Source organism: Spirosoma endbachense, assembly GCF_010233585.1.
Classification (GTDB): Bacteria; Bacteroidota; Bacteroidia; order Cytophagales; family Spirosomataceae; genus Spirosoma; species Spirosoma endbachense.
Genome location: NZ_CP045997.1, coordinates 9,539,242 through 9,558,801 on the forward strand (window position 1 = coordinate 9,539,242; position 19,560 = coordinate 9,558,801).

The 19,560-nt window shown below is 47.6% G+C and carries 13 protein-coding genes; 4 read left to right on the forward strand and 9 right to left on the reverse strand.

All coding sequences use genetic code 11. The features are described from left to right. The first annotated feature begins 28 nt into the window (after window positions 1–28). From secA to GJR95_RS38385, 4 genes are all read left to right on the forward strand, one after another. Window positions 29–3,427, forward strand: a complete 3,399-nt coding sequence (gene secA, locus GJR95_RS38370) for a preprotein translocase subunit SecA (RefSeq protein WP_162390897.1) — start codon at window positions 29–31, stop codon at window positions 3,425–3,427. Window positions 3,428–3,543: 116 nt separating this feature from the next. Continuing rightward, window positions 3,544–4,626 carry a hypothetical protein gene (locus GJR95_RS38375; RefSeq protein WP_162390898.1) on the forward strand — a complete coding sequence of 361 codons (1,083 nt, stop codon included), beginning with the start codon at window positions 3,544–3,546 and terminating at the stop codon, window positions 4,624–4,626. A 92-nt stretch (window positions 4,627–4,718) separates the two neighbouring features. Beyond that, window positions 4,719–5,846, forward strand: coding sequence for a glycosyltransferase (locus GJR95_RS38380; RefSeq protein ID WP_162390899.1), 1,128 nt, complete (start codon window positions 4,719–4,721; stop codon window positions 5,844–5,846). A 410-nt stretch (window positions 5,847–6,256) separates the two neighbouring features. After that, entirely contained in the window at window positions 6,257–7,195 is a 939-nt protein-coding gene (locus GJR95_RS38385; protein ID WP_162390900.1) for a 3-oxoacyl-ACP synthase III family protein, read from the forward strand. An 89-nt stretch (window positions 7,196–7,284) separates the two neighbouring features. Here GJR95_RS38385 and GJR95_RS38390 read toward each other — a convergent pair whose 3' ends face one another. The 9 genes from GJR95_RS38390 to GJR95_RS38430 form a co-directional block, all read right to left on the reverse strand. Further along, a complete protein-coding gene (locus GJR95_RS38390; protein ID WP_162390901.1) occupies window positions 7,285–9,261 on the reverse strand; it encodes a M1 family metallopeptidase in 1,977 nt (658 codons plus the stop codon). A gap of 74 nt (window positions 9,262–9,335) precedes the next feature. Next, window positions 9,336–9,944, reverse strand: coding sequence for a cytochrome c oxidase subunit 3 (locus GJR95_RS38395; protein ID WP_162390902.1), 609 nt, complete (start codon window positions 9,942–9,944; stop codon window positions 9,336–9,338). 82 nt (window positions 9,945–10,026) lie between these two features. Next, window positions 10,027–10,833, reverse strand: coding sequence for a 4-(cytidine 5'-diphospho)-2-C-methyl-D-erythritol kinase (ispE, locus tag GJR95_RS38400; RefSeq protein WP_162390903.1), 807 nt, complete (start codon window positions 10,831–10,833; stop codon window positions 10,027–10,029). Window positions 10,834–10,917: 84 nt separating this feature from the next. Then, window positions 10,918–13,368 carry a carboxypeptidase regulatory-like domain-containing protein gene (locus GJR95_RS38405; protein ID WP_162390904.1) on the reverse strand — a complete coding sequence of 817 codons (2,451 nt, stop codon included), beginning with the start codon at window positions 13,366–13,368 and terminating at the stop codon, window positions 10,918–10,920. A 115-nt stretch (window positions 13,369–13,483) separates the two neighbouring features. Further along, window positions 13,484–14,269, reverse strand: a complete 786-nt coding sequence (locus GJR95_RS38410) for a hypothetical protein (RefSeq protein WP_162390905.1) — start codon at window positions 14,267–14,269, stop codon at window positions 13,484–13,486. Window positions 14,270–14,736: 467 nt separating this feature from the next. Next, complete coding sequence (locus tag GJR95_RS38415) at window positions 14,737–16,134, reverse strand: ATP-binding cassette domain-containing protein (RefSeq protein WP_162390906.1); 1,398 nt, start codon at window positions 16,132–16,134, stop codon at window positions 14,737–14,739. A 68-nt stretch (window positions 16,135–16,202) separates the two neighbouring features. After that, the gene (locus GJR95_RS38420) at window positions 16,203–16,727 is read right to left on the reverse strand and encodes a hypothetical protein (RefSeq protein ID WP_162390907.1); all 525 of its coding nucleotides are present in this window, start codon (window positions 16,725–16,727) and stop codon (window positions 16,203–16,205) included. A 322-nt stretch (window positions 16,728–17,049) separates the two neighbouring features. Beyond that, window positions 17,050–17,616 carry an RNA polymerase sigma factor gene (locus tag GJR95_RS38425; protein ID WP_162390908.1) on the reverse strand — a complete coding sequence of 189 codons (567 nt, stop codon included), beginning with the start codon at window positions 17,614–17,616 and terminating at the stop codon, window positions 17,050–17,052. 183 nt (window positions 17,617–17,799) lie between these two features. Continuing rightward, a complete protein-coding gene (locus GJR95_RS38430; RefSeq protein WP_162390909.1) occupies window positions 17,800–19,518 on the reverse strand; it encodes a GMC oxidoreductase in 1,719 nt (572 codons plus the stop codon). Between the last annotated feature and the right edge of the window lie 42 nt (window positions 19,519–19,560).

Below are 19,560 nucleotides of genomic sequence, written 5' to 3' on the forward strand. Positions count from 1 at the left end.
ACTATAGCCGATACTTATTTCTGAAAATATGATTAATCTGATAGCTAAATTTTTCGGTACCAAATCACAACGGGATATCAAGGAGTTGCTTCCTTACGTTGAGAAGGTCAATACCGAATTTGCCCGGTTAAAAGACCTTTCCAATGACGAGTTGCGCCGGGTATCGGATGAGCTAAAAGCTCAGATCGCTGAGGAACTTGGCGGCATCGACAATCAACTGGCTGAACTTAGTGAGGCCGCAAGTCACCCCGATGTAGACGTAAACGAGAAGGAGCGCCTGTTTAACCAGATCGACAAACTCGAAGCAGATCGCAATGTCGAACTGGAACGGGTTCTGTTAGACATCCTGCCTCGTGCCTTTGCTGTTGTCAAAGAAACCGCCCGTCGGTTTACAGAAAACGAGCAGTTGACCGTAACCGTCAATGATTTTGATCGCGAGATCGCTTCCCGTAAGAAAAACGTCGTTATCGATGGCGATCAGGCCCATTGGGCTAATAGCTGGGATGCAGCCGGTAGCCCGATTAAATGGGACATGGTCCATTATGATGTCCAGATTATTGGTGGAGTTGTGCTTCATCAGGGTAAAATTGCTGAAATGGCCACTGGTGAAGGTAAAACCCTCGTGGCTACGTTCCCCGCTTTCCTGAATGGCCTCGCCGGACGGGGTGTGCATATCGTTACGGTCAATGACTATCTGGCCAAGCGTGACTCCGAATGGATGGCTCCGCTTTTTGAATTCCACGGTCTTCGGGTTGATTGTATCGACAAACACCAGCCTAATTCAGTTGCTCGGAAGCATGCTTACCTGGCCGATATTACTTACGGAACAAACAACGAATTTGGCTTCGATTACCTCCGCGATAACATGGCCCGCGAAACAGGTGAGCTGGTTCAGCGGAAGCACCATTACGCCATGGTGGATGAGGTTGACTCCGTGTTGATCGATGACGCCCGTACTCCGTTAATTATCAGTGGCCCGGTGCCCCGCGGTGATGAACAGGATTATATTGAACTGAAGCCTCGTGTAGCACGCTTGGTTGAGGCACAGCGCAAGTTAGTCTACGATTACTTGAACGATGCCAAGAAGAAAATTGCGGCTGGTGACGAAAAAGAAGGGGGACTGTCGTTATTTCGGGCCTACCGTGGTTTGCCGAAACACAAACCGCTTATCAAGTTTTTGACCGAAACTGGCAACAAAGCACTGCTCCAGAAAACGGAATCCATTTATCTGGCCGAAAATCAGAAACTGATGCCCGAAGCCGATGCGCCACTCTATTTCACCATCGACGAGCGGCATAACGGCATTGATCTAACCGAAAAAGGCATTGATTTTATTACGGGTTCGGGCGAAGATCCTAATTTCTTTATCCTGCCTGACCTTTCGATCGATCTGAATGCGATCGATAAAGACAGCGAATTTTCGGAACAGGAAAAAATTCTCCATAAAGAATCCGTCGTTCGTGATTACGCCGTCAAAACACAGCGCATTAATACCGTCAATCAATTGCTGAAAGCGTTCTGTTTATTTGAACGCGATACGGAATATGTCATCATGGACGGCAAAGTAAAAATCGTTGATGAACAGACGGGGCGGATTATGGAAGGTCGTCGGTGGTCGGATGGCTTACACCAGGCGGTTGAAGCAAAAGAAAACGTAAAAGTTGAAGACGCTACGCAAACCTACGCAACGGTTACGCTCCAGAACTACTTCCGGATGTATCACAAGCGGGCGGGTATGACGGGTACTGCCGAAACCGAAGCCTCTGAATTTTGGCAGATTTATAAAATGGATGTGGTCGTTATTCCAACGAACCGATCCATTAGCCGGAAAGATGAAGAAGATAAAGTTTACCGCTCGGTCCGGGAAAAGTACAACGCGGTCGTCGATGAAATTACGAGTTTAGTTGAAAAAGGCAGACCCGTTCTGGTAGGTACAACCTCAGTCGAAAACTCCGAGTTGTTAAGCCGTCTGCTAACGCTGCGTAAAATTCAGCACCAGGTCCTGAATGCCAAGTACCACCAGCGCGAAGCCGAAATTGTGGCCACGGCTGGTTTACCGGGTACGGTAACGATTGCCACGAACATGGCCGGACGTGGTACGGATATTAAACTAACGCCCGATTCGCGGTCGTCAGGTGGGCTGGCCATTATTGGTACCGAACGGCACGAATCACGTCGGGTCGACCGGCAGTTGCGCGGTCGTTCAGGACGTCAGGGCGATCCAGGTACGTCGCAATTCTTCGTATCGCTCGAAGATAGCCTGATGCGCCTGTTTGGTTCCGAACGGATTGCTAAAGTTATGGACCGAATGGGGCTGGAAGAAGGCGAAGTGATTCAGCATTCCATGATTACGAAGTCGATCGAGCGGGCGCAGAAGAAAGTCGAAGAAAATAACTTCGGAATTCGGAAGCGGTTGCTGGAATATGACGATGTCATGAATTATCAGCGGGAAGCTATTTATAAACGGCGTCGGAATGCCCTCTTTGGTGATCGGTTACCGCTCGATATTGCCAACACAATGTATGACGTTGTGGAAGAAACCGTCAATAACGCCGAAGGCAATTACGAGGAAGTAAAGCTTCAGTTGTTAACCACACTCGGCGTTACGCCAGAGCTGACAAGCGAAGAGTTTGGCCGGATGAAAAAACCCGACCAGATCCGGCGCTTGTATGACGAAGCCGAATCGCAATACCAGGCCAAGAACCACGCAATTGCCGATAAGGCGTTGCCTGTATTGACCCAGGTGCTCAATGAGCAAGGTAGCCAGATCAAAAATATTGTGGTGCCATTTTCCGACGGTATTCATGAATTAACGGTTGTTGCCGATCTGCGGAAAGCTGTAGATTCGGGTGGACGAGAAATAGTGACGGAAATGGAAAAGGCCGTTACGCTGTCGGTGATTGACCAGGAATGGAAAGAGCACCTCCGCGAAATGGACGACCTGAAACAGTCGGTACAAAATGCTGTGTTCGAGCAAAAAGACCCTTTGCTGGTTTATAAATTCGAATCGGTGGAGTTGTTCAAGCGTTTCCTGAACAAGGTTAACTTCGATACGATCAGCTTCCTGACCAAAGCAGACATTCCGGCTCAGGAACCTGAAGAGGTACAGCAGGAAATTCGACAGGCTCCAGCTCAGCGTCGGCCCGAACCACAGCCGAAGCTACATACGAACATGGAGGACTTTGACGATGATCACCTCGCCACAGGTCCGGAAGAGTATGCACGTCGAATGGCCGAAAACAACGCAATGGGCGCTGGCTCTCCGCCCATGCCCGCCGGACCACCTCGCCAACCGGCGCGGGTAGCCAAACTTGACCGTAATGCCCGCGTCAACGTTCAGTACGCTGATGGTTCGGTAAAACGCGATGTAAAATTCAAGACGGTTGAAAACGATGTCGTAAGCGGTAAAGCGATGCTCATCGAATAACCAGATAAATTGTTGATAAAACGCCCCCCGGATTGTATATTCGGGGGGCGTTTTTGTAAGAAACCAATGCTTATACAGAATGCTTGTATAAACGTAATGAGCCGTTTTCAAGGCAGATGAAAAACGCATTATTGGGGCTGGTTTTAATCGGGCTATTCTCTTTTCTTCCTGCAGCTGCCCCAATTAGGCTCAGTTCTCAGTCGTTGCCCTTTACGCCAAAAGAGTTTTATATCGCGACAGTTACAGACCAGCGCCCAGAGCAGGGCCCAATTGCCCGACTGGCCCTCGTGTTCAACCAATCGGCTCAACCCGTTGACCTGGAAGATGGTGTGGCTTCACATTTTCGGCAGTTTATCAATCAGAACCTAAAGCAGAATCGCTCATTGCGGCCTATTGCCATGCGAATTCGTCAGTGCAAAGTGAGCGAAACAGCCAATGGCAATCGCGTAACGGGCACGTTCACATTTGCCGCTGCCTTTGAGCTACTAGGTAAAGACGATTCTGGAAACGAAACCAGCACACGCCTGACCGAATATCGGGGAAGTGCCAATTATACCCGCCCCCTCAATCAGCTATCCGTGATCGAACCGACCATTCGGCAAGCTTTGGTGGCATCGTTAAAAGGCCTGAACGACTACATGAACCGGGAAGCAGGCCAGAATGAAAAACTAGCCAAAAGTCTCAACGTCACGATTATTGATGACTCACGCATCACAGATGACGATACGGTGCATTACAATCCTTCCCGTAAACTAACCTGGGCCGACTTTCAGGCCACACCACGTCAGGGCAGCCATTATGCAGCCGAAGTATTTACGAGCTTCGCTTATGAAGGTAAAAGCTCCGTGAAAGATGGCATTATTAATGTCAATCTGACGCTAAAAGGATATATGCTCAAAAACTCGTCCTGGGGCAGACAGGGAGCACGCAATGCCTATTCACTAAACCATGAACAACGGCATTTCGACGTTGTCAAGATTATCGTTGAGCGCTTCAAACGTAAAATTCAGCCCGATAGCCTTACGCTGGACGATTATAACAGCATCATTCAATATCAGTTTATTGAATCGTTTCGGGAAATGAATCACATGCAGGAACAGTATGATGGCGAAACCAATCATGGTATCAATCAGGCAGCTCAGGAACGCTGGAATCAAAAGATTGACGCAGAACTACGTACTTTTGGGGTGAAGAAATGACTATTTCTGTTTAACGTCTACGCAGGAAAACAAATGAATCGCCTATTGCGGCTTGATTTGTGCATAAATACATTCTGCGATTCTGCTATTTCATGAAGAAAGTCCGCATTCTGCACGTCAGTACGGCTCATCCCTCTCAGGACCCACGATTAGCCTATCGGGTCATTCCAAGTCTGGCTCCCCATTACGAATTAATTGCAGCCTTACCCCATGTATCTACTGGTTACAGACATGGGGTTAACTATTTGTGGCTTCCCAAGTTTCGGCGCGTATGGCTGCGAATCCTGTTTAGTCAACCCTTCGTGCTTTGGTATGCGCTATATACCCGACCGCAATTGCTTCATTTGTATGATCCTGAGCTATTGCCGCTTGCCCGATTTATACAGATTTTGTTAAGAATACCGGTTATTTATGAAGTCCACGAGAACCTTTATAAAAAGTCGCCTGAAAAGGCCCAGAATCAGGGGGCCATTGTGATGCAGTTATTCTACTGGTTCGATGCAATGGCCCAACGCCGGTTTTACCTCATTTTCACCGAACATGCCTATCTCGATACGTATCAGCATCCAGCGAACGCGCACGTCGTTATTTATAATTATCCGCTCCTGTCTTTTTTAGAGAAATTTCGGCAACCGTATGATCCAGACCAGGAACAGCCAACTTTTTTTTATATCGGCTGGATGAGCGTCGAGCGGGCTTTCGATACGCTAGTGGCTGGATTAGCCATTCTGAAGAAAACGCATCCGAAATTTCAGGCTCATTTTTTCGGCGAACGAACCTTCACGAATAAAGACCTGAACCAGTTCCCCGATTTTACGTCCATTCAGGACAACGTACATTTCTACGGCTATACCGATCAACAGCAGGCTCTTCCCTACGTCAGCCGGTCAACAGCGGGTTTTGCGTTGCTCAAAGCCGTTGGCGACTACCCGGACTCCTATACGACTAAAATGTTCGAATACATGGCTTTAGGACTACCAGTAATTACCTCCAACTTTGCGCTCTATCGTCAAGTAGTCGAATACCATCAGTGCGGCTTTTGTATAGACCCTACTGACCCAAAGCAGTTGGCAGAGGCATTAACTTACCTCATTAAACATCCCGATGAAAGTCGGGCGATGGGTGAACGGGGTCGGTTGGCTGTTAAAAATTACTACAATTGGGAATCAGAAGCGCAAAAATTACTAGGCTTTTACGAAACGGTCCTGAACCAGTCGTAGGCTTTACTGGATTCACATTGGCTCAGCCGAACGCTCAGATTTGCGAAAACAATACCAGAACGGTTAACCACTCTATAAGGTTCTGATCTATTCAACATTCGCCATATAAACCATAAAGTGCCCTTTACTTCGTAGATTTGTAGCAAACTAATGATGGTTGGCCCGCAACAAGGGAGTCAGATGCAAATGAATAGCATCGAAAAGTAGTCTAAACAAAGTTGAGCATCGACACCTTAAAGTCCAGAATGGCATAATTATAGAGGGATTATGCCAGTAAAATAGAAAAATCTTATCACTTATCCCCCACATTATAGTATTGTTCTAATGTTGAATACCACGATTTCACGGAAGTATTTAACTTTCGATGTTAATTCGGGTTATGCCTGCATTAGCCTTACTTTTTTGACCTGATGTATATTCATGCAGTAAGTCATTACCTCCCCACAGAGGTAGTCGGCAATGAACATTTTACGAGGCTAAATGGCCTTTCCAGCGATTGGATAATTGAGCGTACCGGCATTAAGGAGCGCCGTAAAGCGGCTCCCGGTGAGAATACAAATACCATGACAGTTGATGTGGTTCGGCGGCTGATGCCCAAAGCCGACCTCTCGACTGTTGATTTGATTGTTGGGGCAACCTATACGCCTTACGATACGATCGTCTCACTGGCTCACGAGGCTCAACATCTACTTGGCATTGCTGATATTCCGGTCGTATCGATCTCAACGGCCTGTTCGTCGTTACTCAATGCAATTGAGGTGGTAGAAGGTTATTTTGCGCTCAACAAGGCGAGTCGCGCTCTGGTTATTGTGTCTGAACATAATACAGCCTACAATAACGAGAATGATACAATCTCCGGGCATTTATGGGGCGACGGTGCCGCTGCACTACTGATTACGAAAGAGCGCCAGAGCGAAGGTGATTTTACGATCAAAGCCTTATTAACGGGCGGAGCGGCTCACACCTCCAAAGCGACCACGGCGGTTATGATGAAACCCATAGATGGAGGTGTTACAATGCCCTTCGGTCGCGATGTGTTCATCAATGCGTGTCAATATATGCCTAAGGCGACGTTACAGGTACTTGACCGTTGTGGCCTGACCCTCGCCGACGTTGATTATGTGCTTCCGCATCAGGCGAACCTACGTATTTCACGCAATGTGATGAATACGCTCGGCCTCCCGGAAGAAAAGCTTATCTCGAACATTCAGTACTACGGCAATACGGGTTGCGCCGGTTGCGCTATTGCGCTCTCGGAGCAATGGGACACGTTTCAGAAAGGCCAGCGCATTGCTGTAACCGTCTTTGGCGGTGGTTATTCATTCGGAGCAATGCTTATTGAAGTCTAGCCTTATAAACGTAAAAAGGGAGTAGGATAATTAGTTGGTTCATAAGTAATGCTCCATCTAATTATCCTACTCCCTTTTTATCTACTTATCTATTGAGCTTCTGCCCGCCAGGTATTGTTCTTTTCATTGACATCCGGCAGTTTTTCATCCGGATCAAGAACAACCGTCTTCAATGGCGACGTCGAATTATATTTGAACGTCCAGGTCCCACCACGCTGCCAGACTTCTATCGGCAGATTAACGCGGCCTTTCTTACCATTACTTTCTGTCACTTCAATGGTTGCAGGCATCGCAAATTTCTCCAGATTTTCGATCGAAATCAGCGAGCCTTTCTCGGCAGAACCATCTACGTACTTTACTTCCTTAATACCCTGGTCCAATTTCCAGGTCTCGTAGAAGAAACCACGCCAGAACCAGCCTAAATCTTCGCCAGCACCATCTTCCATACTTCGGAAGAAATCATATGGTGTCGGGTGTTTGAACGCCCAACGGCTAACATAATTTTTAAACGCAAAGTCGAAGCGATCCGGACCAAGTACAACCTCGCGCAGGAGTTTCAAGCCCATACCAGGCTTATAGTAGGCCAGAATACCCAGTGCACGCGCCTGCTGCACATCAGGAATGGTCATGATTGGCTCGGCCGGATAAAACAGAGCCGGAGCTATATCATGCATGGTGCCACGCTCCCGGTCATATTCACCTTTATTAAAGTTGGTCGTAGACAATGTATTGATGAAGGTATTAAATCCTTCATCCATCCAGGGGAATTTCCGTTCATTATTGCCGACAATCATTGGGAACCAGTTATGCCCAAACTCATGGTCTGTAACGCCCCATAACCCATCCTTACGGCTTTTATGATCACAAAAAATAATACCCGGATACTCCATGCCGCCCACAATGCCAGCCACATTGGTTGCTACCGGATAGCTGAATTCATAGAGGTATTTGGAATAGAACTCCACACAACCTTTCACATACTCCGTAGAGCGGCCCCATGAATCGTTGGTAGCGCTTTCAACCGGATACACAGATTGAGCAAGAGCCGTTTTACCACTCGGCAGATTCATTTTTGCCGCATCCCATACGAACGCTTTCGATGAAGCCCAGGCAACATCGCGCGTGTTCTGACAACGGAATTTCCAGGTTAGTGTACCCGATTTCTTAGGGCGGGAATTCGCATCAGCTACTTCATCCTTACCGCGAATAATAACCGTTTTATCACTCTGGTGAGCCTGCGCCAACCGTTTGATCTGGTCGGCGGTCAGTACATCGTTCGGATTCAGGAGTTCGCCCGAACCAACAACAATATGATCCCAGGGTACAGTCACATTGTATTCATAATCGCCGTAATCGAGGTAAAACTCGCCCGCTCCCAGATAAGGCAGTACGTTCCAGCCTTCAATGTCATCGTAAACACACATCCGTGGATACCACTGCGCGATTTCGTAAATGATACCATCTTTACGCTTCAGTTGCCCCATCCGGTCAGAACCGTATTCGGGGATTTTAAACGAATAGGCGACTTTTACTTTCACCACATCGCCACCTGGTTTGACTGGCTCAGCCAATCGCACCTGCATCCGGGTGTCGGTAATCTCGTAAGGAACCGTTGCGAATTTATTTTTTCCCTGATCAACAGTCACACTCGTGATGGAAAGGCCACCAGCAAAGCCCTGATTCCCAAATCGTCCGCCTGTTACGGGCGTTGTTTTAGAAGCCCTGGACGTATCGCTAAAAGCATTCTGGTCGAGTTGTAACCACAGATAGGCCAGCGTTTCGGGTGAGTTATTTTTATACGTAATCGTTACCTCACCGGTAATCGTATTTTGCTGATCATCGAGCGCAACGTTAATCTGATAGTCCGAGCGGTTCTGCCAGTAGCGAGGCCCAGGGGCACCACTGCCGGTTCTGTAGTCGTTGCCCGGCTGCATATTGAATAAGGGATGAAACAAAGCAAGAGGATCATATTTTGACCCCACTGCCGACGTTGACGACGGTGCGTTCTGAGCGAAAGAAATTAAGCTAAACGCCCATAGCCCCGCCCAAAGAGCGATTTTTTTCATGAAGCAATTAAAAACAGATTTTATACAAATAACGTGATAAAGTAGTAAAACTGGATGATCAGGTTTACCCGTAATTAGAAAGATAGCCGTAAATCAAGACCATGATGAATCAATAGAAATACAAACAGGCCCACCCAAAGAATATCAACAAAATGCCAATAGAGCGTAATAAGTCGGATTTTAAGCTGATTGGGCGGATTGACACTGTAAACAAACGAGTCGACGTAAGGCCGACGGCGTAACGCTTCAGCCAACGCAATAACTAAAAAAATCAAGCCAATTAAAATATGCAGCAAGTGTATTCCGGAGATGATATAGACAAAACCGCCCGCCGGATTACCTTCTAATTTGATACCCGCTAAAATCATCTGTCGCCAGCCCCAGCCCTGAAGTAGTATAAACAAGGTTCCCAGCACCAGCGTCGTCGCAATATTTGTGCGGTAACTGCCAAATCGTTCGTGCCGAAACGCCTGTGTTGCGTTATTAAGCGTAAAGCTACTCAGGACGATTACTACTGTGCTGATTAAAAACACGTTGGGTAATTTCACATCGGCCCAGTCTGGTCCGGTTCGGCGGATAATATAGGTCACCAGAAGAATAGTGAAGAGCATGACGCTACTCGCAATTCCAAGCCAAACCATAAAGCGGAACGGCTCCCGCCGTTTCGTGATGAAATTACCCATTGGTGAGCTTCGTGGTTTGTAGTTTAGGGTTAGACCTCAGTCAATATACTCCTGAACCAGAAACTACAGAACATAAACTGGTTTAAAGTCTTCCTTGCCAAACGCTGTAATCCGAAAATTGGTTTGGGACAAGAGGAGGGGCGTTAAAAATTCCATATACTGTCGAGCCGGAACCGCTCATACTGGCATAAACCGCTCCTGAATCATAGAGCTGTTGTTTGATTTCACTCAATACCGGATAGCTCGGAAACAGGCTGGTTTCAAAATCATTATGGACCGTTTGCTGCCAGGTTTCAATCGGTTCCTGAAGGTGTTTCCGTAAGGATTGCTCAGGTTTGTGAGGGCGCACATTCGCATACGCTTCGGCGGTAGAAATGGCTATGTTTGGGTAAACAAGCAGGATGTAATAGCCGCTTAGATCAAGGGCTATTTCTTCAAATACATCGCCTTTTTCGAGGCAATAAGCGGGTTTGTTTTCAATAAAAAACGCACAATCACTACCTAGTTTTCGGGCATAGGCCTGCAGGTGCGAACCGCTCAAGCCTAATTTAAACTGCTCGTTGAGGAGATTGAGCGCAAAAGCAGCATCGGCAGAACCGCCCCCTAAACCAGCCCCAATCGGAACAATTTTATGCAAATGCATCTGAACCGGCGGCAAGTCAAAATCAGCTTTTACTAGCTCATAAGCACGAACGCAGAGATTTGCCGAAGTATTGCCGGGAATAGGGAGCCCGCTGCTGCTAAAACTAAAGCTCTCCGCCGAAATTACTTCCAGCATATCGGTCCATCCGACCGGATAAAAACAAGATTGAAGATTATGAAAACCATCGGTCCGTTTTTCGGTAATGAGCAGTCCGAGGTTTATTTTGGCGTTTGGAAAAGTAAGCATTGACGCAAATGATGACGGGATACCAGTGCCGTTATGAACGATGAATGTACAATAGGTGCCTCATCATTCATAATTCATCACGCATCATTTTATTGACACCACCTTAAACTCTGTCCGGCGATTCCGCTGATGTTCGGCATCGGTGCAGATAACACCATCGGTACAGTTGTTCACTAACTGCGACTCACCCATCCCAATAGCCACCATGCGCTTACGGCTAATTCCTCTCGAATTGAGGTAATTGGCAACGGCTTTAGCCCGTTCGGTCGATAGTATTTTGTTGTGACCCGCATCGCCCCGGCTGTCGGTATGGGATCGAATTTCGATGACTAACGACGGATATTTACGCATCGTAGCGACCAGTCGATCTAATTCACGAGCCGCATCCGGGCGGAGGCTGTACCGATCCAGATCGTAATAAATGTTATCAATCGTGACAACATCACCAACACTAAGCATGCGTAAATCAGCCGACAATTCCTTTGGTTTTGCCTTTTTGGGAAGCCGTTTGATTCGATTGGTATTTGTTCCAAACTCCGGTTTCGACGCAACCAGTGTATAATCACAGCCAGGGTCAAGATCGAAGCTATAACGTCCATCGGAGCCGGTCACGTATTCAAGCTGCGTACGATCACACTCGTTCCGGAGCCGGACCGTTACGCCCTCGATGGGTCGACGGTCGCGTTCACTTATTACGATTCCTGTAATTCGCGAACGCGTCAACGAAACAGGCCCTGCCGATGCATCCGGAATGGTATCCATAATCACCGTAGGTTTCATCATTGATATCTCAAGCCGTGTAGGTTGATCGTCGGTTAGCGCGCGAGTCGTAAAACCAATCGTGCTGTTGATGTAGCCGTCGCGACTGGCCTGAAAAGTAAAATTATTGTTTCCCTCCAGGCATATGCGCACCAGTCCGTTGCGGTCGGTTGTTATGGTCTGATCCGGACGGCCTTCGCCCTTCGCTTTCACCAGTACTGTAACGCTGTCTAAGGGTGCATCGGTGTTTGTATCGTACAGCCGAATCGTCAGGTCACGGCATCCAAAAAGTGAACTTTCCCGAACGAAACGATAGATATTATCATTGCCATCACGCCGGCTACTACTGAAGTACCCGCCACGCCGACCGGCGTCGGTAATCAGGCCAAAATCATCTTCAGCGGAGTTGATCGGTGCATCCAGATGCTCAACCGACTGTACTGTCGACGGATTGGCTAACGTGGCGAAAAAGACATCCAGAGCGCCAAGCCCACCACGACCATCAGACGAGAAATAGAGATTACCGGCATCGTCAACAAAGGGAAACAGTTCATTTCCTTTTGTATTCACGGTTTGCCCAAGATTAACCGGTCTTCCCCATTGGCCATTCAGGAAGCGGCTAACGTAAATATCCGTCCCCCCAAACCCGCCGGGCATATCTGACGCAAAGTAAAGGAACTGTTCATCTCGGCTCAGGGTTGGGTGACCAACCGAGTATTCATCGCTGTTAAAAGGCAGTTCTTCAACGTCGATCCAGATTCCATTTTGCTGGCGAGCTGTATAGAGTTTAAGTTTGTTAACCCCTTCATCGCTCTTTCCGGAGCGGCCTTCATTGTAGTTATTCCGCGTAAAAATAATGCGGGAACCATCTTTGGAGAAGGTTGCCGGCCCTTCGTGGTATTTGGTATTAATTGTTTTACTGAATCGTTGCCCGGAACTTGTAGATCGAACATCGTAACCCAATCCCTCTGTAATGTTGATGCTGGCATCAAAACCGGGCACCGTTCGTGAATCGTTGGCCGTTGGTCGCGTATATTCATCGCTACCCACCTGCCGTTCGTTTTTTATCCGCTCGTTTACCGGCTTACTGGTACTTCCATCGGCATTGATGATACTGGCTATTTTCAGGCTATTCCGATTCGGAACATAAAACAAATCCAGGTAACCAGCTCCTCCGCCATTCCCTTTGGTTTCAATAGCGGAGCCTCCTTTTTTACCAGATACATATACCAATCCTTCCTGATAAAACGCCGGACTAAATTCTTCTCCTGCTGAATTCAGGGCCAGGTATTCTAATCGGTAACGGATCGCTTCTTTTCGACCACCTGAAATGGGAACATCACCGTCTGGCGTTACTGATGGTCGACGAGAGGGTGTATTTTCCCGTAATTGCAGGTATCGTTCATATTGTTTTTGCGATTCCTGATACTTTCCATTACTGGCCAGCGTCTGCGCAAACTGCAATAGTTGCTGTGGATCTTCATCCGTTCCGTTGGTCAGGGCCTCCCGATAATAGCGTTCGGCTTTCACGCCATCGCCAACCTGCTGATAAGCGTAAGCCAATTTCCCCTGCGCTGTGGCTTTCTGGGCAGTAGTAAGCTGGTCGCCCTGTTCTGACAGGATCTGCGTGTAGGCATCAATAGCGCGGCCATACGCTTTATAACTGAGCAGGCGTTCTGCCTGCCGTAATAACGAATCTGCCTGTGACCAGGCCGTTGTTGAACAGCCAAGCCATAGTAACACGCCCAAAATCAGCTTTACCCAACTTGTTCTCATTGGTATCGTACTTACGTCCGGCAAAGCCGGTTCTGATCTATCAATTGGCAGATTTACCGCCTTAAAGTTCACTTCTCAAAAATCAACGGGCCAGCGTCAAAAAACCTGACTTAGATCAGCCCAGACTGTCAGCCAGACAGTACCTTTTCTTCCAGAAGCCAGTTGACTCCCTAGTAGGTAATGTTGTATCAGCTCCACGACCTGTGTAGGCCGGATTTGCCACTAATCCACTAGCCGCACGCACCTGTACTGGCTGTATTCCTGCATCCAAAGCAGTAAATACAGGGTCCAGATTATCAGAAATCTGTAGCTGTGTCAACGCACGTTTGCCATCATTCACCGCTGTTAATTGATATGTCAGTTCGACCAACCGCGCAGCACCTTCCACAATCCAAACTGGCTCACTTACTTTCTTACTTAAACCTACAATCGCCCGCGGAGCAACCGGAGCAACTACCGCAATTTGTGCTGAGGCACCTCCGCAAGGACCGCTCCCAACAAGGTCAGGCCTATTTAGGGTAAACGGATTAGCAACCAGTCCTTCTCCATTACTCTGCAAGGCAGCCTGGGTAGCTGAGCTACCGAGCCTGCCTTGCAAACATACAACGCCTTTTAACCATTCCAGCGTGTCAAGGCGAATACCTGAGTTTAGGCGGTTGGTGCTAAATGCTTTTGACAAATCAGCCGTCTGGAAGGGGTAGCTATGCGTAAGTGTATGAGTTAAGGCGAACTTCTGGTTAAACGGCAGGACGGTTATCGACTTAGCTTCTGAATTATCATTTCGGCAGGAGCCAATTTCACAAATAGCCCGAAACGTGGCCGTTATATAAGGAGTTACCGAATGAACCACTGCTTTGCCCCCATCAGACCAACGAGCATGCCCTGCGCAGCCCGTAGCCATCAGCGAGACAACTTCATTACGGCATATAGATTTGGCTGTACCTATGATAAGGGGTGGCTCTGGGTTTTGGCATGTATCAGCCAATGGATACATTCTGGCAACAGAATAATTTGTTACCATGATCCCCATAATCACCCACAAAATATTTTGTATAAATTTATTCAGTAGCCGTTTTGTCATACATCCTGCATAATATCAGTATAGTAGACGAATATCATGCCAAGCGCTGCTGAAAGTAACACATGAAGGGAAGTTGAGTAGTATTCAATTTAGATTCGACCACTTATTGTTCTAATGGCAAGGCGGATTCAGCTGATAAGTCCTTGTAAAAAGTAAGGCTCTAATTCCTCACAAACCATGCCAACGTTATCAATCTTGTGCACCTAGAGAACTACAAAAAGCTACTAGACTTATAGAAAAATACTTTTTTAGTAACTTTTTACTCAACAAGTTTTACATAAACTCTGTTACGTTAACTCAAAAATCTGATCAACGCTATCAGGTAGTTCTCCCCGGTCGTGTGTAACAAACAAAATAGTCTTGTTGGGCAACGAATCCAGCAACTGCCGGGCCAGTTGAATACGATGGGCGTCCATTGCCTGAAATGGCTCGTCAAGAATTAACACAGGTGCATTTTTGAGCAAGGCCCGCACCAGCAAGGCAAGCCGTTGTTCGCCGACAGATAAGGTTCCAAAAGCGCGATCTATTAACTGCACTATGCCAAAGTAGGACAATAGGCTATGTAAGTCGGTTTCAGCGTTGGCTGGCACACGGGCAGGAACGGTCAGGGTATCGGTCAGACCCGTAAAGGCAACCTGGGCAACGGTCAGATGCTGAGGAAAATATAAATGTAGCTCAGGAGAAACAAAGCCTATCCGACGTTTAACATCCCAGATACTCTCGCCTTTACCCCGTCGATGCTCAAATACACGAACATCGTTTGCATAAGCCTGCGGATGATCCCCATATAGTAAGCTTAGCAATACCGATTTACCTGCCCCATTTCGCCCCATCAAAGCCCAGCGTTCATTCACTTTTACGGCCCAGTTGATGGAATCCAGAATAACCCGATCACCATAACGCACACTAACATCGGTGAGTCGGAACGCTTCCGAAAAATCAGCAGGCTTTGCGGGGGTTTCCAAAGTAGGAAATGATGGATTCGTCGGAATCACTCCTGTCCAGACACTGTTTTGTTTAGGACCTGCTTCCACCATCCGTCCTTTTTCCAGCGCCAGTACATGGGTAATAAAGGGAGGTAGCTGATCAGGTTCAGCTGCCACTACAAGCGTAAGTCCATGATGAATGAGATCGCCCAGCCAATGGCTCAAGTCCTGGCGAAAAGCAGCATCAAGCCCCACAAAGGGATTATCGAGCAAGAGTAACTCAGTATGTTGTAACAATGCACGGCCAATTCGAGCTTTCCGGGTCTGCCCATTTGACAGTTTTATGAATGCCGAATCAAGGAGAGGTTCAAGCCCGAGCCGTTGTACTAAAGCCGTATCTTCTACTGACCCAGAAAAGCGCAGATAGTCGCGTAATGTCAACGCGGGTTTTCCGCCATGAGAGTCACTCATGGTTGCGTGATAACGCTGCTGATAAAAATGTCCGCTATAGGAGAACTGCTGCGACTCTTCTTTGAACGAGACAAATGCAGCAAACTGTCTACGGATTAGCGTACCCGGTACGACTGGTAGTTGGCCAGCCAGTGCTTGCAGAAGTGTGGTTTTACCGCTGCCAGTGGGTCCAGTAATAGCCCAGCATTCGCCCGAGCGAATCGTTACGGTTAGCTCTGACAGGATAACCTTGCCAGATCTACTGACTGAAAAATTTTTTAACGCTATTAAATCGGTTTGAGTAGACATGAAATAAGCCGGGAGAACAACTTCGCAAAGTTATCCACACGGCTTATTTCTTTACGTATTGCGCTCAATTAATACGTCATAGAAGAGGGTCGAGTCGTTGTTGTCGACGACGGACGGCTGTTTGTACGGGTTGGCGGATTACCAGTCGTACCGCCATTTACACGGTCGGTCGTACCCATTGTTGGCTGGCTACCGGTAGTAGAACCGCTGTTCATCGTACCGGTTCCGGTTGAATAGGATCCAGACGTTGTACTACCTGTGCCTGTAGCTCCGGTGGTACCAGTCGTACCCGTACCGTATGTTGTTCCTGTATTTGTGGTGCCGGTATTTGTTGGTGGCTGGGTACCAGTCGTACCAGTACCATACGTTGTTCCGTTATTTATGGTACCCGTATTCGTAGGTGGCTGAGCCGTACCGGTTTGCGGCTGCGATTGGTAGGTCCCAGTATTTGTGCCCGTATTCTGACCGTTCGAATAAGTACCAGTGTTTGTCGTACCCGTCGTTCCGGTTGAACCCGTGTTCGTCGTCTGTGCTTGTGCATTAAGGGCCAGGCCGGCTGCCAGCATGAAACCCATCATTAGTATCTTTTTCATAGTTGAGTTATATTGATTATCTCTTTTCACCTGATATTCTATAGTATAACTCAACTAATAAGGTGTTGTTTAACTTTTTTTAGTTTTTTTTCCTGTAAAAGTTAGGAAATCCGTGCTTTTACAGTTTGCAGAAAATAATATAAACTACTAATTATCAATAATTTACCTTCCATAAAGTCTAATAATCGCACTAAATTAACATAGATACGTAAAATCCTGAATCACTACGCTCTTATCAACAACTTTTCACGTCAACTACTTAATTCTATCCCAGGAATATCAATTGTAAAGGCTGCTTTGCGCCGAGCTAATCCGGGAAAGTTCAGCAGCATTCATAACGGACAATACCGATTTTTTTAAGTTTCACTTTCAATGAATTTTTAGCACGGACCAGTTGTGATTTGGAAGTACCTTCGGAAATATCCAGCAATTGAGCGATTTCGGGATGGTTATAACCATCCATGACATGCAACTTAAAGACCATCCGATAACCATCGGGTAGTTCATGCACCAGTTTGGCTACTTCATCGGCCGATAAGCGGGCAAACGTGTCGCGATAATCATGTGTACTACATTCGAGTGCGGCTTCGCCTATATCGTCCAGACGATCTGTTTCATATCGTTGCTGCTGGTTCTTATGATAAGCATTGATAGCGGTATTAACCATTACCCGTTTCATCCAGTGAAGCATTCGTTCGGGTTGTTCAATGGTATGGAGTTGCTGAAAAATCCGGATAAATCCCTCCTGAAACATATCTTCGGCTTCAGGCCGATTGCGGGCATACCGACGATGCAACCCCATCAGGCGCCCCTTGAATCGTTGATATAATACGGTTTGTGCACGAGGGTCATTCCGCTGACACGCCCGAAGAAGCTCCAAATCTGTCATGAGTTTTCGATCAATAGCTTCCCATTTATAGTCAACCGAATCATTATGTGAAAACAATTCGTGGCGTTGTTACAACCAAACCCGACTACCTATGCTAAAAGCTTAAATGATCAAAATCATCAACTAAAAAAAGGGGGGTGAGCAACCCGTTGCCCACCCCCCTTTTTATGAAAACGTACTTTATTAGAGATTCCCCTTTTTCATTTCTTTTACAGCGAAATCGGCAGCGCGAGCCGTTAGGGCCATGTATGTTAGCGAAGGATTCACACACGATGCTGATGTCATACAGGCTCCGTCGGTGTTAAACACGTTTTTAACCGTATGGATCTGATTGTGCGCGTTCAGGATCGACGTTTTTGGATCACGACCCATGCGGGCAGTACCCATTTCGTGAATGCCAATACCCGGATGCTTCGACTCATCGTTGTATGGGGTCACGTTTTTAATACCAGCCGCTTCGAGCATTTCGGCCGCATCGTTCATCATGTCGATGCGCATTTTTTTCTCGTTTTCGCCGTAAGCCGCGTCAAACACAATCAGGGGCAGTCCCCATTTGTCTTTCTGATCGGGCGATAGCGTCATGCGGTTGTTCGGATCGGCAATCATTTCACCGAAGCCGCCCAGGCTCATCGTCCATGGACCGGGTTTGGTCAGGCTGTCTTTGAAATCACCACCAAAACCTTCCATGCCATTTCCACGGCCCCAGCCACCCCGACCGGCACCACCCTGATAGCCAAAGCCACGAACATAATCGCGTTTGTCGCCAGCCCAGTTGCGGTAACGTGGTACATAAACTCCATTGGCCCGCCGACCATAATAATACTGATCCTCCATGCCATCAAACGTGCCAGCCGCTCCAACCGCCAGGTGGTGGTCCATAATGTTCCGGCCAAGCTGGTCAGACTCATTACCCATTCCATTCGGGAACCGGTGCGACTTTGAGTTCATCAGAATCGACGTACTGGCAAATGCCGACGCATTCAGGAAGATAATCCGGGCATAATACTCACGAACTTCTTTCGTATTCTGATCGATCACGCGAACACCGGTGGCCTTTCCTTTTTTCTCGTCATACAGGACTTCAGCCACAATCGAATCAGGACGAAGCGTTAACCGGCCCGTTTTGACAGCGGCTGGCAACGTCGCCGACTGCGTGCTAAAATAAGCGCCATATGGACAGCCGCGCATACATTGGTTACGGAATTGGCAGGCCGCCCGGCCCAGATCGTAATGCAGTTGTTTGGGTGCAGTCAGGTGAGCCGTGCGACCCATTGTAACCGTGCGGGCTGGGAAGGCTTTCTCAATTTTCTTTTTCGCTTCCTTCTCCAGACAATTCATCTGCATGGGTGGCAGGTAATTACCATCCGGCAGAACATCAAGACCGTCTTTACTACCCGAAATACCAGCGAAGGTTTCTACGTAATTATACCAGGGGGCAAGGTCTTCATAGCGGATAGGCCAGTCGACACCGATACCCTCTTTGGCATTCGCCATAAAGTCTTCTTTGTTCAACCGATAGCTCTGGCGTCCCCACATCAGGGAGCGGCCGCCTACGTGGTATCCCCGAATCCAGTCTACCTTCCGTTTTTCGAGGTATGGATTCTCTTTATCGTTCTCAAAAAAGTGACGCCATTCTTCATTGGCGGTATAGCCCGTACGCATGTTTGCCCAGTATTCTTCAGCAGCCATGGTTGTAATACGACCCCGGTGCGGAAAATCCCACGGGTTATTGGTTGCGGTAGGATAGCCTTCAATGTGTTTCACATCGCGCCCGCGCTCCAGCATCAATACTTTCAGGCCTTTCTGGGTCAGCTCTTTAGCAGCCCAGCCTCCCGAAATACCTGACCCTACGACAATAGCGTCGTAAGTCATATCTTTTTTTGCGTCTATGTTAAGATTCATGATTTTTAAATGGATAATGAATAATCGGGGTCGCCTGTAGGG